This is a genomic window from Rhizobium sp. R339 (assembly GCF_002211395.1).
Lineage (GTDB): Bacteria > Pseudomonadota > Alphaproteobacteria > Rhizobiales > Rhizobiaceae > Rhizobium.
In genome coordinates this window covers 186,575-201,712 of record NZ_LOKV01000029.1, presented here as the reverse complement: position 1 = coordinate 201,712, position 15,138 = coordinate 186,575, and the positions used below count along the sequence as shown (strand labels likewise).

General features: G+C 57.1%; 12 protein-coding genes and 1 pseudogene. 6 read left to right on the top strand and 7 right to left on the bottom strand.

Annotated features, from left to right (window positions below):
- Window positions 1-147: 147 nt before the first annotated feature.
- From ATY76_RS32745 to ATY76_RS32735, 3 genes are all read right to left on the bottom strand, one after another.
- A complete protein-coding gene (locus tag ATY76_RS32745; RefSeq protein WP_141105074.1) occupies window positions 148-777 on the bottom strand; it encodes a hypothetical protein in 630 nt (209 codons plus the stop codon).
- 104 nt (window positions 778-881) lie between these two features.
- Window positions 882-1,748: an RES family NAD+ phosphorylase gene (locus ATY76_RS32740; protein ID WP_245310221.1), complete on the bottom strand. Its 867-nt coding sequence runs from the start codon at window positions 1,746-1,748 to the stop codon at window positions 882-884.
- A gap of 96 nt (window positions 1,749-1,844) precedes the next feature.
- The gene (locus tag ATY76_RS32735; RefSeq protein ID WP_190233787.1) at window positions 1,845-3,017 is read right to left on the bottom strand and encodes an RHE_PE00001 family protein; all 1,173 of its coding nucleotides are present in this window, start codon (window positions 3,015-3,017) and stop codon (window positions 1,845-1,847) included.
- Between the two features lie 197 nt (window positions 3,018-3,214).
- On the opposite strand from ATY76_RS32735, the gene ATY76_RS32730 reads away from it, so the two are divergent.
- Both ATY76_RS32730 and ATY76_RS32725 read left to right on the top strand, forming a co-directional pair.
- Window positions 3,215-4,369 (top strand): site-specific integrase, encoded by a 1,155-nt coding sequence (locus ATY76_RS32730; RefSeq protein WP_088678702.1) that lies wholly within the window; start codon window positions 3,215-3,217, stop codon window positions 4,367-4,369.
- A 226-nt stretch (window positions 4,370-4,595) separates the two neighbouring features.
- On the top strand, window positions 4,596-7,892 hold the full coding sequence (locus ATY76_RS32725; protein ID WP_141105073.1) for an AAA family ATPase: 3,297 nt from the start codon (window positions 4,596-4,598) through the stop codon (window positions 7,890-7,892).
- An 88-nt stretch (window positions 7,893-7,980) separates the two neighbouring features.
- Here ATY76_RS32725 and ATY76_RS33925 read toward each other — a convergent pair.
- From ATY76_RS33925 to repA, 4 genes and pseudogenes are all read right to left on the bottom strand, one after another.
- Window positions 7,981-8,245 (bottom strand): annotated as a pseudogene (locus ATY76_RS33925) (hypothetical protein); the annotation flags it as partial.
- Between the two features lie 559 nt (window positions 8,246-8,804).
- Window positions 8,805-10,049, bottom strand: coding sequence for a plasmid replication protein RepC (gene repC / locus ATY76_RS32715; protein WP_088678699.1), 1,245 nt, complete (start codon window positions 10,047-10,049; stop codon window positions 8,805-8,807).
- Between the two features lie 157 nt (window positions 10,050-10,206).
- Window positions 10,207-11,202, bottom strand: coding sequence for a plasmid partitioning protein RepB (gene repB, locus ATY76_RS32710; protein ID WP_088678698.1), 996 nt, complete (start codon window positions 11,200-11,202; stop codon window positions 10,207-10,209).
- Window positions 11,203-11,277: 75 nt separating this feature from the next.
- A complete protein-coding gene (repA, locus tag ATY76_RS32705; protein ID WP_088678697.1) occupies window positions 11,278-12,468 on the bottom strand; it encodes a plasmid partitioning protein RepA in 1,191 nt (396 codons plus the stop codon).
- A 391-nt stretch (window positions 12,469-12,859) separates the two neighbouring features.
- On the opposite strand from repA, the gene ATY76_RS32700 reads away from it, so the two are divergent.
- The 4 genes from ATY76_RS32700 to ATY76_RS32685 are packed head-to-tail and all read left to right on the top strand — an operon-like array spanning window position 12,860 to window position 15,138.
- Entirely contained in the window at window positions 12,860-13,483 is a 624-nt protein-coding gene (locus ATY76_RS32700; protein ID WP_088678696.1) for an acyl-homoserine-lactone synthase, read from the top strand.
- Between the two features lie 12 nt (window positions 13,484-13,495).
- A complete protein-coding gene (gene trbB, locus ATY76_RS32695; protein ID WP_088678695.1) occupies window positions 13,496-14,473 on the top strand; it encodes a P-type conjugative transfer ATPase TrbB in 978 nt (325 codons plus the stop codon).
- A complete protein-coding gene (locus ATY76_RS32690) occupies window positions 14,463-14,846 on the top strand; it encodes a TrbC/VirB2 family protein (RefSeq protein ID WP_088678694.1) in 384 nt (127 codons plus the stop codon). Before trbB ends, ATY76_RS32690 begins: the two co-directional genes overlap by 11 nt.
- Window positions 14,839-15,138 carry a conjugal transfer protein TrbD gene (locus tag ATY76_RS32685; protein ID WP_088678693.1) on the top strand — a complete coding sequence of 100 codons (300 nt, stop codon included), beginning with the start codon at window positions 14,839-14,841 and terminating at the stop codon, window positions 15,136-15,138. Before ATY76_RS32690 ends, ATY76_RS32685 begins: the two co-directional genes overlap by 8 nt.

Here is a 15,138-nt window from a genome sequence, read left to right as displayed (position 1 = left end):
GCAGGTTTACAAAATATGTCAACCAAGTTGGCTTCGCTAACTGTTTATAAATTATTGCTTTTCTGACTTTCCCATTGGCTCTGCCTCTTGTCGATGTGCATCCACGGACGTTGCGCGGATGCATAAAATAAGCATCCACGACCAGATTCAGGCGGCGAGATCGTCGAACTTTCGGATAAATGCCTCTTGCAGCAGAGGGCTCGTCAATAAGGCTCGACCGTAATCGTCTACGAAGGTCAAAATGGCCGCTTGCAGCGCGTCCCGGTAGACAATCTTGCGAGCAGAATCTATCGGCTTGGAGCCCGATACCCAAATGCGCCAGCCATTGCGGGTTCTCGCCTCGTGGAGCAGCGCGCAGCGGATCGCTTGATAGAAGTCCTTGGCAGAATCAGCGTCGAATGCAGTCGAAAATGGAGCGACGCCCGAGAGGAAATCCTGAAAGAGAGCACTGCTGCTGCTATAATCGTGGGGCCCAAGAACGTCGCCCTTTCTCAGGAACCTGTAGTTCTTCCCGGACCTGGTCGCAGCAAGGAATTCGATCAGCGCGCATTGAATTGAAACGATCGAAAATCCCTCGCCTTGCCAACTCCCTGGTGCGCCGAGAAGCTCGATGGGATCGAGGTAACGAAGCTTCAAACGTTGCCTGAAGAAATCCTCATAGGCCGACGCCCAAATCTCGTGGTCACCGCCGACAACCAGCTTCGCCTTGAATTTCCGCCAATCGTCACCAGTGAGCTTGCCTGCGATGTAAGTCTTACTTTCTTCAGCTTTTGACACGCTGCCTCCCTCGTATGCCCTCATCATGCTCGATCGTATCGGTCAGAGCCCGTGCCCCAAAGTCAACTCACCGGGAAAGGTTGGATATTGAGGTGCCGGCGGCGTCAGACTTGTTTGGGGCTCGCCTTTGCGCTTCGTCGTTTGGATGACGACTTTGCCTTCTGGACCTTCTCCGAACGATACCAGCGATTACCCATCTCCTCGAATGACACGTCCAGACGTTTCACCTGGTACGGGGCGCAGTTGAGCACATCGGCATCATCCGGGTTGAACACGACGATATTGAACCCGTTTTCCCCGAATTGGCTTTTGTATCCTATCGCGTCATATCCGGCGCTCCTGAATACCTCCGCCAGAATTTGCGTAGGAACATATTCTGCAGCATCATCGGTCTTCGTCACCGGCCGGGAGAATGCATTATCGATGTCAATCCAAACAGCCGTCTCTCGCTGTTCCGGAGTGAGTGGAGTCCCGTTTACCAGATGATCAAGAAGCATGCTAAGCGACGACTTGCCATGGCCCCTCGTTAAATCGAGGGTGCGTAAATTCCGCTTCAGCTCGAACTGAGCGACCGATATTTCGGCACCTACCCAAGGCCTGACCTCTGAAATGACGTTCTGTTCTGTGGTCCCGAGGTAAAGGACGGAGACGCCGGCGGCATTCGCTCGACCTTCCGTGGAGCGGTTAGGTCTAGGTTTCATTCTTGCTGCATTGTAGCCCGATGGCTCGTCGGGTCTATTCTTATCAAATGAGACATAGTCGATTCCGAGCTGAGCACGATAAAGAGGCGTTCCCTTCTTCAGAACGACATCCCGGTCTTTCAGAGTAGCCAGCACGGTGCCAATGAACGCTTTGACGTGCTCGTCCCACACGTAACGACTTTGGTGTCGCACTCGTCGCGCAAACTCCCCATAGCTTCGATAGGAAGCAAACTCCCGCTTACTGGGGTCATCCATTTCTATCTGCTGCACCTGGCTCTTCCCCACCTGTTGGATCGCAATTAGACGAACCCGAAGAAGCTATAACAGTCTACCGTGACCCTCGCTCCATCCTCGCTCAACGCGGGTTTAAACAATTCCCCACGCCCTAAACCTCCCCCTGCCGGTCATCTCCCTGAGCCCCAGTTGATCGACGATCCTGAGCGCCGCCCGCGGCGTCACCTTCAGCGTTTCAGCGACCACGCCAGCCGAGACGAGCGGCCGTGAAACGACAAGTTCGATCAGGCCCGGCAAGTTTGAGGACGATCGCCGGCCGACCAGTCGCCGCTCCATCATCTGTTTTGCGAGCGCCAGCCGGTCATGCTCCTTGAGGCCGAATTCGGCGGTCGCGATGATGCCGTTGAGGGTCGCCAAGAGGCGGGTGTCGCGCGCGCGATGCCGGCGCCGCTCGACAGGAATAGTTTTCAGGCCGAAATTAAGGGCGGCCAGATGCGACGCGGTCGTCAGACCCGCTTGCCGCAGCGCCGCCGCCGCCAACAAACGACCGAGCCAGGGCGCATGTTGCAGCACCTGCAGATCGTTCCAGGCATCGAGCAACAGCGCGGCGCGCAACACCGGCGGCAGGCCTTCGGTTTCTGCCAGCACGACGCGCCATTCGTCGAGCCGCTCGTCTTCGTCCCAATCGAGATCGTAGACCAACGGATCCCTTTCTCTCCCCCCGCCGCGTCCGGGCGCCTTGGCCTCCGCGATGGCCGTCTCCGATCGGGCCAGCACTTCGTCGATCGCCGCAAGCTCCGCAGCCAACGGATCGGACGCGTCCAGCGCCGCACCCTCCCCTTCCCCGCCAGCCTCTGCGGCCGTAGTGGCCGACGGCGCGATGCTTGCGGGAATCACGTCGGGCGTATCGTCGGAGTAATGGCTATTGGCGGCAAGTGATGGTGCAGGCCACGCCTGCCCGCGCAAGGCGCGCAGACCATCCGGGCTCTGCGCCCAGCCCGGTGGCTGCGCGACGATCCGCCGGCGCGTCTTCAAAACGTCACGGGCAATGGCTAACTCATGGGTCGGGGCGCGGACGTCGAGACGGGCGTCGTGCAGCACCAGGTCTTCGAGATGGACGAGTTCGCCGTCGATCCACAGCGAGGCGCAGGCATCGGCAAAGTGCATGCGTTCGATCCAGCCTTGGCCGACTGGTGAACGGGTGACGCGCTCGTCCAGCCGCACCAGAGCCACGGTCGCATCAGAAACCGGTCGGTGCAAGCTGGCCAGATGGATTTTCGACAAATCATAAGACATTGAATTCATGGTAAATGGTTTGTTAAACGGACGCTATCTGATAAATAGAGTCCGTCACAGATCGATGTCGCCGAGACGACGTCTCACTTCCGATAAGTACCGCTTATCGGAAGTGATTGATTTGAAGCCGCAAATCAGCGAAAACGGTTCAATGGACGGGCAATGCAGCCGTGCTGACTCCCGGTTTTCGCGCCTCAGGAGGCATTTTGGACATTCTTGCTGCGAACACGGCAGACGCGATTGCTCGGCGTGCCGAAACGCTCGACACCATCGCCGCGGTGCTGCCGATCGACCGGCGCGACAAGCTCGCGGAAATCCTCACCGACCAGGACGTCGAGACGCTGCGGCACCTGGTCAACGAAGGCATGGGCGCCAATACGCTGAGGGCGCTGACCTCCGACCTCGGCTACCTCGAGGCTTGGGCACTGGCGGCGACCGAAAATCCCCTGCCCTGGCCGGCGCCGGAAGCGCTGCTGCTGAAATTCGTCGCCCATCATCTGTGGGATCCGGCACGGCGCGAAAACGATCCCGAGCACGGGATGCCCGGTGATGTCGACCAGGCCCTGAGAAGTGGCGGCTTTCTGAGAACGTCGGGACCGCATGCGCCCGACACCGTGCGCCGACGGCTGGCCAACTGGTCGACGTTGACCAAATGGCGCGGTCTCGACGGCGCCTTCTCCTCCCCTGCCCTCCGATCAGCGCTGCGCCTCGCTGTCCGCGCCGTGCCGCGGCTACGCCGCCGCAAGAGCGCCAAGGCGGTGACATCAGACGTGCTGGCCAAGCTGCTGGCGACCTGCGGCGAACACAGCCTGCGCGATCTGCGCGACCGGGCGATCCTGATGGTTGCCTTCGGATCCGGCGGCCGCCGGCGCAGCGAGGTCGCCGGCTTGCGCAAGGAGCAACTGACGATCGAGCCGCCAATTGCCGGCGAGGACGGCAGCCCCCTCCCCTCATTGTCCATCCATCTCGGCCGCACCAAGAATTCCGGCGCCGGTCAGGATGAGATCGTTTATTTGACCGGCCGACCAGTGGAGGCGCTGAATGCATGGCTGGCCGCCGCGAAGATTGGGAGCGGCAGTGTGTTCCGGGCGATCGATCGCTGGGGCAATGTTTCGCGCCGGGGGCTCGATCCGAAGGCGGTCAATGATATCGTCAAACAGCGGGTGAAAATGGCTGGGCTGGAGGTGGGGGAGTTTTCCGCCCATGGGCTGCGGTCGGGATACCTGACGGAGGCAGCCAACCGCGGGATCCCCCTGCCCGAGGCAATGGAGCAATCACGGCATCGCTCGGTGCAACAGGCATCCAGCTATTATAATAGTGCTGCACGTCGAAGCGGTCGAGCTGCGCGTCTTATTCCCTGATTGCCCCTGATTCCACGACCTCTCGTTCGACGCCGCGTACGCCTCACGAAGCCAGGCAGCGTAGCATAACCTGGTCTGGGAGTTCGCTGGCGCATTGAGGCGCTAGCAGCTGTCGAGTCTTTTTGAGCGTGCGCAGAGCATCTGGCAGAGCAGTAGAGATCCCAGTATATGTCGTTTTCTCAAGTGCTTCAGTTTCAGAAGTCGCCGGTCGTAACGAGGAATGAACTTGCACAGTTTCATAAATCCGGAAGCTATTGTTGCCGAGCGGGGTTCCGTTCCGGTTCGACCGCACTATGTGGCGCAGGTGCGAGATTTCCCGCTAAATCTCCTCGACGACCGACAGTTCGAAATACTTGTATATGAACTCGCAAAGGGGGAGATTCCGGCGATCGACCACCGTGCGGTTTCGCTTCTCGGTTATGGCGCGGATAAGGGCCGCGACATTGTACTCTATAATGAAGGCATCCCCTCAGGGATCATCCAATGCAAACGATATGCTTCGTCCTTTGGGCTCAACAATTTCATTGTCGAGGTCTGCAAGCTGCTTATGTTTTCCCTTCGGGACGAGAGAATTTTGGGCCAAGCCAACACGATTCCCTATGAGCTTTGGACCAGCAAAGGGATAACTGAAGACTTACGCGAATTCATTTTGGCTAGCGATCCTGAACATCGCGCAGTTGCCCTAATTCCGGAAGCGATTGAGAAAGTCAGGAAAGCGTATCGCAGCCTTGCTGACCTGCCAGGCAACATAACACCCGAAGAAGAACATCAAGCAGTTGTTCGAAGATTTTCTCGCCTACGCTTCAAGCACATCGGCGGTATAGATATTAATCAAAAGCTATGGGCCCAACCAAAGGTGGCACGTTGGTTTTTTCGCGGGCCCAGCGACACGCCAGAACGTGCGACCTATGAACAGATCGACGGCTTAGTAGAGTCTCTTCGACGTCAGCAATTGTCGGCATTTACAGCCTCGGGCAAAGCGGGCGATGCGCCCTACGTTAGCCGGGAGTCGATCAGCTTGGCGTTCGATCAATTCTTGCAGTCTGGTTCGAAGGTAATGGTTGTCGTCGGCGGTTCAGGCTTCGGAAAGACAACATGGCTCGCAAGGCTATTGGAACAAGACAACTCCACAAATCCGTTCACGCTCATTCGGGGCGACGACATTGCCGACAGTGACGATTCAATTGCCATCACGCTTGGTCGACATCTGAGGAGCGGTCGGCTTTCAAATATCACCTCGTTTGAGCTAGACCAAGCAGTCTGGAATTGGATCGACAGCGCAAACCGCATAATCCTAATCGACGGACTTGATCGCGTCCCGGCTCAGGCACGACAAAGACTGCATCGATGGTTGACACGGTCATTAGCGCTCTGCAATGGCGCGCCGGTTCGTTTCGTCATTACCACCCGGCCGGAGACGTGGTCGTTGCTTCTACCGGAACTGGACGAAATTGCATCCAAGCTATTTGAGCAGGACATCGCTGAACAGCGGACGAGCTCGCTGAATTCCCTTCCCATGGATTTCTTAAGCTGGGATGAAGCGCGTTTGATTTATGCTGCCTATGGCATGGATATCTGGCGCCACGGCAACAGCTATCTTCGGACGCCATCGATGATCGCAAACGCCTCCCGTATGTCCGATGGACAACCTAACCCGGGCCACTCCCCTACACGGCTTGCGATATTGAAGGCGCGGGTGGACGAGGCTGTACGAGATGTCGAACACCGATCAGGTGTTGGCCGGGCAGCGGCAATGACCAGCCTTCTCGCCTTGGGCCGTCTGATCGCGAGATCCGAAGATGGTCGAGTAAGACTTCAAGATCTGCCTGACACCGCATCGGCAGTAATTATTGATGAGTTCACGAAATCGGACCTTCTTCGAGTGCACGACGACGTCGTTCGCCCAGAAATGGATGAAATTATTGAATACCTCTGGGCCTCGGCGATCGATTTCAAGACCCTTCTAGAGAGCTGTGGTTCCGCGGACGTTAACCCGCTCAAGGTAGGGGCTTTGGCGCTCTCTGTTGCGATTATGGAAAACGCCGACAAAGCTTCGGCACACAATGCCATTCGAACGATCGTGCAACAATCCGACGGTAACAGGCAGCTTTTTGAAGCCGCTGCTCGTGCAGTCAGCGAATTTGCAGAGGCTCGAGCGATTAAGGAAGAGATTAGGGCGCTTGTCATGCTCTGGCGCCGCCCGAACCTCTACCTACTAACGTCCAACTTTGGCCAACTCATCAGCAATTTGCGGCTGCCCGCCCTCGACCACTTAGAAGTGGTACTGCCGCTTGCCGACTACGAAGATCTCGATGATTGGCGCTTGAAGTACTGGCAGGGCGATCAATTTGGGCGGTTCATCACACCTTTCGGTCGAGCGGCTGCGGATCTGACTAAACGCTCCGGGCCGGAGGTCATTTCGCTGTTGGCTGCCGAATTGACGCGCGGCAAGAAGCGTTCGGCGGTCGCAGTGTTCCTACTGATCGAAGCGTTCGTATCGCTTCCGGCAAATCAACTTAAACCCTTGTGGGAGATTCCAGTTCACCTACGCACTCCTATTCTGCGAGAAATCGCTGAGTTATTCCCTGCAAAAATGTCTGAGGCTGTGAGCTTAGCTTTAGACGAACACCCTCTGCCGTCAGATGAGAATGTACTAGAACTGTTTCGGGCAGCCCGCGCACTTTACGCGAGGGATCCGAACAGTGCTAGTCTTGCTCCCCTTGGGCTTAATGCAAGAAGATTACTAGTCGAGATCTCGAATACCGGCCTACGAAGCAAACTCATCATGTGCGCACTGATGCACAAACGGAACCGGCTGCTGCAGGCGGAGCTTTTTCGCGCCTATGAAGAAGTCGATCCAGAGGATCTCTGGTTGGCCGTGGAGCTACTTGGCTCTCACCGTCGGGCCGCTGTCTGTCGTATAGTCAATGACAACGGAACACCGGCAAAACATAGTAAAGCACTAGCATACATTGGGACTTCAACCCGAGCCCTTCCACCGAGGCTTTGGCCCTATCTAAGTGAACTTATCAGGGCCGCAATCCCTTCAGCAAATGATGTTGGCCGTCGCAATGCGGCTCTGGCAGTGGAGGTTCTTCTCTATTCATCCACTAACCTGGAACACCTAAATCATCTGAAGACTGTTGCAATGGAGATTGCACGATCGCCAAATCCGGACGTTCGGCGCCCGCTGACGTACTTCGCTGGGACACCGGCAAGGGGGACATCGAGCAGGGAGTTGATAGAGTTCAAGAATGAACTTCTTTGGGAACTCGTGCGAAACGAGGGTGGGCAGAATCTCGGTGTTATCGGTTGGAAGATATTGCAAAGTGCCCACGAGCGTGCACAGCCATTGGCACAATTGCGGTTCCTCATCGACAGGTTTGGACACGAGAGAGTCATGACGGAGATTAGCCCGCATGATGAACTTGAGCAAAATGCCAGCTGGCTACTCGCTGAACTCGCTGCTTGTAATCCGGGTGACGCCGTCACGGCGACCAACTCGCCTTTGACAGCTAATTAAGCGAAGTTCGCCATCTATCGCCTCGTCAATATCAGACGGGACGTCGTTCCTGACGGGCCGCCGGGGGCGCCTCGTCTGGCTGCCGTGGTTAGGCAATACCGCGCATAAGACTAGGGCGCAGCGATAATTTAGCTACTCTGACGAATCCCACGACGTTGGCGGGTTGCGACGCGTCGAAACTGCTTGAGCTTGTTGAAGAAGCGCTCGATATTGTTGAGCTCCTTGTAGAGATCCGCGTCGTAAGGGCGCAGGACTTTCCGGTTGCGCTTGAGTGAGATTGCAATGTCATTCCGCTGCCCGGGGCTGGGCCGAAGCCCGAGCGCCTCGGTGTTGGCGTGGATTTTAGTGCTCAACCTACTCTTGAACAACTATTTGCCTGCTCGGTGATATAGATACTTTACTGGGCCGTATCCCCCACATAGAGCCCTAGCTTGTGAAGCTGAGGGTGAATCAGTCCGACGACCTGACGAAATGAGTGGATGGCGAGATAGTCGTCGCCTCTGGACGACCGGGACAATCAGGGTCCAGCAATAATCGCGCTGCCGGTGCAACGCGCGACACACCCCATTCACTGGCAGTTTTCCGGATACCCGTCGTTGACCCAGCAGCCTCACCGAAATTTGTGCTCCCGCGAGGTCGTCTGATCGAGCAATTCTAAAAAAATCGCAGGAGACATTCTGGAAACTCCTGTTCTTCAGTCGGGCAATGACATTGTCAAAAATTAGGTTCAAAACTCATAAGTCATTGCTGTTCAACACTAAACATCCAAAAAAAACGGCTGACAAGTTTAGTTTAGGAGCCCCTCGTCTCGGCCGATTTTTCCTAGTGACTCAGGGGCTTATGTCGCCGGATCGGCTCAGGTCCCTCAATCGCAACAATCCATCGACGCCCGCGGCCCTCGCGAGCCCGTTCTCACCCGGCTCGGAGCCTGTCCTCGCCAGCTGCTTTCAGCAGAGCCATTAGCATCGGTCCAAGTGAAAACTCGCCTCGCTCCGTGCGTCTCGTCAGATCTCGCAAATAGCCACCAGCGGAGTTGATGAAGTTCGATCGCTCGAGGATGCATGCGATCGCAACGGCCGCATTTTCGGGACCCATGGCATCGCAAGCCTCTTGGTAGGCTGACGGACTGATGCCCAACATTGAGCGGACCACAACCGCGGCCGCCATCAGTTCGCGCCAATGCGAAATGCCGCCGCCCGGCCCGTAGTCGGCAATCTGGGGGCAAGCCCGTAGAATCATCCCCAGCGGAAACGATTTAATCGGCTCGACGAATGCCTTCGCTTTTGCCGGCGACTCGCGGCTCGTTTCCGGTTCAGGCCGCGCCGGTCCGCCCAGCTCTTTGTCGGAGCTAGGTTCAAATTCATAGACGGATTCGGGTTTTGAATTCTGTATGTGGCATCCATCTTGGATACCATTGCCATCCTTATTTTCAGCTTTTACCTGAATTTCCAGGCGGTTGAGCACCTCTTCGCGCAAAAGCACCATTTCATCGAGCGTCGCCTCGACCTGCGGGTGACTAGGATGCCTCGGTAGCCGCGCGAGAATGTCGATGTACACACCTTCAACAGCAAGCCAATCCCCCGGCGCCCCCTCCTCAATCGCGGCGGTGATCAGCTTACGAACATCCCTCCGGCAAATCGTCAGTGATTCCTTCGCACGGCGAAACCGAATGCGCTCGGCTGCGACGTCCTGCGCAAGAGCTGCGAATTCGGCGGCGCGCACTACCAGCGGCGCAAGATCGAAACCGTAGGCCTGCTCGATCTCGCCTTCGCGATTGCGGTGCGCGTAACGCTTTCCGTTCGGGCTGTCACGCCGCTGGACGAGCCCAGCTTCAACGAGGGCCGCCAGGTGTCGTCGCAAGGTGGTTCCGGTAATTCCGTGGGCGCGCACTGATAGCTGTCCATTTGACGGGAACACGACAAGCCCCTGCTCCGTGTCGAGCTGGTTTTCAGGGTAGAAAGTCAGCAGTGCGTCGAGAACCGCAAGCGCTCTGTCCTGGAGGCCGAAGCGCTCACGCGCTTCGCAGACGTCACGAAACACCTTCCATTTTTCAACGCGTGCAGTGAATTTTGATTCCGCGACCTCAAGCTGCCCCTTAACCAAGGCAAGCGTCATCGGCCGCCGCCCAAAGGGCGTCGTTACATGTCCCGTGTGCATTTCTCTCTCACCTTTCTTCAGGCAAAAGAAATCCACTCACCAAATCGGTGCCAAAGACTCTTGACTGCGATTCCGGGAAATGCGATTCTCGATCTTGCTAAGGATAACGAGAGAGGCTTCCACGGTTTACCGTTTGGGGGCCTTTTTCTTTTGCGGTCTAATCTCCGTTGGGTTCAGTTTTGGACTGTCTGTATTCGTCGTACAGGCGATCCATCCGGCTCGAAAGCCAATCGCTGAAGGGCTTCGCCTCCGCATTCGAAAGCTCGATTGCAACCTTCTTCGACTTGGCGTTCATCGTTAAATTCAAAGAGCTGTCGCTCGACGTCCATTCCGTCGCTGACGACTGGCGCTTCGGCGTCTTGGCCGCCGATTTGTTTTTGTACCGTGTCAGGTAACCGTGGAGATTGTCGAACCTGGTTTCTTCTCCGTGTTCGATAAACTCGGGAGTTCCCACATAATCTGTGGCGACCTTGAGGAGGGCAGGGGCGAGCAGAATCTGGCGCAAGCTTAGCCACTTGTCGCGTCCGATCTTCTTGGACGCCCCGAGCACTTGAATGACAGAGGCTGGCACCACGTCGATGACGCCGAGCATCTTGGAGAGCATAGCCTCATCGATTGCGAGCGACGACCTAACCACGTCCTTTGTCAGTCCAGACGCGAGGAGATTCTGCGCAAAATAGGCGCGCTCAATAAACGATAGATTTGAACGAGCGGAGTTTTCCTGCCCTTGCGCAATCGCAGAGGCGATGTCGTCCAGCTTCTTGACGACCGCTTTGACAGGGATTCCGAGTTCCTGAGCTACCTTCAGGCGACGATGGCCAAAGACAACCATGTAACGCTGTGGGTCCGTGGAACTGGGGCGCACCAAAATGGGGGTTGACTGCCCGGACTCCTTGATCGCCTGTTTGAGCTCCTGGTACTCCTCGTCATCATCGGAAAGACGGTCGGCAACGAAAGAGACGTCGAGTGATCGGGGATCCAACTCCACGATCACTTCGCCTTCCATAAGCTTCTTAGTATTCTCCGCCAGATCCTCGATAGATCGAACAACTGTCTTCGCGGCACCAGTCATGCCGTAGCCAGGTTTTGTGGGCGTCTTGTCTGCAGAGATGGAGGCGAGGTCCAGCTTCGCGAACGGATTTTCACGCGACACAGCCAACCTCCTTCAACTTTGATAAGGCTCTGATATTACTATCTAAAATTGGAGGAAAAACGGCTGACAAATTGCTCATTTCCGCCCCCAAGCGTTGTGAATGAGCTCCATGATCTCGCCATTGGCCGCGTTCAAGCTTTCAATCGCCCGGCCATAGGTTGATCGGACGAAATCGCCACGCTCGACCTCATACAAGGTTTGCTTTTTAATCGAGGCGTCAGAAATGGCCGTCGACTTTAGCACGTGGTTTCGAAGCATGTGCTGAGCAAACATCGACTGCATGAAGCCGACCATCTGTGTTTGCGGGATGTCCGTCGGCTCAAACCGCGTCACAAGATAGCGGAACCATTCGACGCGGATCTCCGCACCTGCCTCTGCGACTGGCGTCATAATGCCACCCAGCATCATCAAGAACTGGCTCATCGACATGATGTCCAGCATCTGGGGGTGGATCGTAATGAGGATGCCGGTTGAGGCCATAAGGGCAGTGATGGTCAGATATCCGAGCTGCGGCGGACAATCGATGACCACCAGGTCATACCTGTCGTCAACTTCCTTCAATGCATTGCCGATACGCATGTGGAACAGCCGGCCTTCATCTCCCTTCTTTGAGGAAATGGCGAGCGGCACATCGTACTCGTACTCCTGCAAGACGAGGTTCGCCGGGACGACGTCCAGACCGGGAATGTTCGTAGGCTGGATGACCTCAGCGATCGGCTTCCTTTCATCGTCGAACCGCAGTGCCTCGTAAAGGGAGGCCGTGTCGTCGAGCTCAGGCTGAATTCCAAATAGGGATGTCAAGGACGCCTGTGGGTCGAGATCGACCGCCAAGACGCGATGGCCTGTGAGGGCAAGATATTGCGCGAGATGTGCGGCGGTCGTCGTCTTGCCGCTTCCGCCCTTGAAGTTCACGACCGATACGACCTGCATCGGCTCGCCTTCGCGCCGCTGTGGAACATAATATCGCTTGTCGGATTTTTTGTTCGCTTCGAGATACTCGCGAAGCTCAAGCATCTGCTCGGCCGTATAGTAACGCCGGCCACTGATAGATTCGATTTCGGGTCCCTTACCCTCCGAATGGATCTGTCGCAGATGGCTCTGCGTAACACCCATAAAGTCGGCGACTTCGCCGAGTTGGAACTTGCGGAGACCCTTGCGAGCGTCGGGCGGATACTGTTGACTGCGCAGCATATGCAACGCGGTCGAGATCTTCGACCCTTGCTGGGCGATCTCGAAATCAAATCGGTTGGGTTGCGGCTGGCTCATTTTGCAAACTATTTCCGAGATGAGGACAATTTCGAAAAAATGGCTCTATGGCCAAACTTTTCGCAACTATCTCCCGATTCCCCCCGAGCCGCAAGGGATTTAAGGTTAACAAAAGGTTAACGCAACAGCAGCCAAAAGAGCCGATCTCGTCGTCTTTCTTCTTTATTTTCGCGCATTTAGCATGCTGCACGACGGCTCGTGTTCTAGGTTTGTTTTACTGTGAATCCTACAATACGTTCTGCACCCATTGGCAGAGCGAGCCATCCAAATCGCTATTGGCCACTTGCCGAAGGCGCGACTCACTTCGAACCGGATTTGTAGGATCCTACAACTACCGTCCGATTCTCATCTGTGCTGATTTCCCCGCCGACCAACGACGACGGAGAAATCCATGCAGATTCTCGCGATTTCCCACCCGCGAAATATTCAAGAAGTTCAGCTTCTCCACCGCCATCATCAGCTACGAGCACGCGTTTTCTCTGAGCGCCTGGGCTGGGAGGTCAACGTTGCCGACGGTCAAGAGTCTGACGACTTTGACGCTCTTCTGCCGACCTACATCCTCGCAATTTCTAACGGCGGCGACGTAACCGGCTGCGCAAGACTGCTCCCGGCACTTGGCGCGACGATGGTGACGAACATCTTTCCGTCGCTTCTTCCGAATGGCCGGCTGAATGCACACGCCGCGATGATCGAGAGCTCCCGATTTTGCGTCGATACGACCCTTGAGGAGGGCAGGAGAGACGGCACCGTCCATGAAGCGACCCTGACCATGTTCGCGGGCATCGTCGAGTGGTGCATGGCGAATGGCTACACCGAGATTGTCATGGTAACCGATCTCCGGTTCGAGCGGATCCTCGCGCGTGTCGGCTGGCCCCTGCAGCGTTTGGCTGAGCCGAGGAAGATCGGGGTGACGATCGCCGTGGCCGGCATCCTGCCCGCAAACGCCGACACATTCCGACGGCTTCGGCCGGCCCACTACCGTTCCGAACTCAGCACCGTCAGCCAGGCAGCGTAAGGAAGAAAACCCGTGAACCAGCTTCGCTCTCATCCTCGACTTGTCCGCAAACTCCAGGAGGCGCTCGGCGATCAGCTTTGCGTCGCCTTGGACGACTCAACGGTCGTAGAAATCATGCTCAATCCCGATGGCAAGCTGTTCATCGAACGGCTGGGGCATGGCGTGGCGGCTGCCGGCGAAATGTCGGCGGCGGCTGCAGAAATGGTGATCGGAACCGTGGCGCATGCACTCCAGTCCGAGGTTGACCCCGAGCAGCCGATCATTTCCGGCGAGTTACCGATTGGAGGTCATCGGTTCGAAGGGCTGTTGCCTCCGGTTGTCGCCAAACCGGCCTTCACCATTAGGCGGCGTGCCTCGCGCCTGATCCCGCTCGACGATTATGTGCGGTCTGCCGTTATGACCGAGCATCAAGCTTCGACCATCCGCAGCGCGATTTCGTCCCGGCTGAATATCATCATCTCGGGGGGCACCGGTTCCGGCAAGACAACGCTCGCCAACGCCGTTATCGCTGAAATCGTCAAGTCAGCCCCGGAAGACCGCCTGGTTATCCTTGAAGACACCGCTGAGATTCAGTGCGCCGCCGACAACGCCGTGCTCCTGCACACCAGCGATAACGTCGACATGGCGCGACTGTTGAAGAGCACCATGCGGCTGCGTCCGGACAGGATTGTCGTCGGCGAGGTCCGAGATGGTGCAGCCCTCACATTGCTTAAAGCTTGGAATACCGGCCATCCCGGAGGGGTGGCCACCATCCACTCCAACACCGCGATGTCAGCGCTCCGCCGCCTCGAGCAACTGACCGCCGAAGCCAGCCAACAGCCGATGCACGAGGTGATCGGCGAGGCGGTCGATCTCGTTGTCTCGATAGAACGGACGCCGCGCGGGCGGCGTGTTCGCGACGTCATCCAAGTCGAGCGCTTCGCCTGCGGCCAATACGAGATCGAATCCGACCAGCTCACGGAAGAACAGGAGGCGCGCCATGTCGCGTAGAAACGCCCTCATTGCCGTTGCACTCTTGGCAGTGCCCATCGCTCTTGCCTCAGTCTCGCCCGCGCTCGCGAGTTCCGGCGGCAGTCTTCCCTGGGAAGGACCGCTGCAGCAGATCCAGGAGTCGATCACCGGACCGGTCGCCGGCGCCATTGCCCTTGCGGCGGTCGCGATTGCCGGCGGCATGCTGATCTTTGGCGGCGAGCTGAACGATTTCGCGCGGCGGCTCGTCTATGTCGTACTTGTCGCCGGCATTCTTCTCGGTGCAACCACCATCGTTGGCCTTTTTGGCGCAACCGGAGCCTCGATCGGACTACCCGACGCGCGAGCTACGTCCATCGATCACGGTGGAGAAGGGGAGGGGGCCCATGGCTGAGTCCCTGTCCGGACTGCAACGCAACCGCATCCACCGCGCGCTGTCGCGCCCGAACCTCCTGATGGGCGCGGACCGGGAACTGGTGCTTCTCACGGGGCTTGCCGCCGTCATTCTCATTTTCGTGGTGCTGACGATCTATTCCGCGCTCTTCGGCGTTGCCGTCTGGATCGTCATCGTCGGGCTTTTGAGAATGATGGCAAAGGCCGATCCGCTGATGCGACGGGTTTATGTCCGCCACATCTCCTACAAGCATTATTACAAGGCGACCTCCTCGCCGTGGCGCCGGTATTGA

Coding starts and splice junctions, on each gene's coding strand:
- ATY76_RS32685 (WP_088678693.1), top strand. CDS start 14,839: ATGGCTGAGTCCCTGTCCGGACTGCAACGCAACCGCATCCACCGCGCG.
- ATY76_RS32735 (WP_190233787.1), bottom strand. CDS start 3,017: ATGAATTCAATGTCTTATGATTTGTCGAAAATCCATCTGGCCAGCTTG.
- ATY76_RS32690 (WP_088678694.1), top strand. CDS start 14,463: ATGTCGCGTAGAAACGCCCTCATTGCCGTTGCACTCTTGGCAGTGCCC.
- ATY76_RS32700 (WP_088678696.1), top strand. CDS start 12,860: ATGCAGATTCTCGCGATTTCCCACCCGCGAAATATTCAAGAAGTTCAG.
- repC (WP_088678699.1), bottom strand. CDS start 10,049: ATGCACACGGGACATGTAACGACGCCCTTTGGGCGGCGGCCGATGACG.
- repA (WP_088678697.1), bottom strand. CDS start 12,468: ATGAGCCAGCCGCAACCCAACCGATTTGATTTCGAGATCGCCCAGCAA.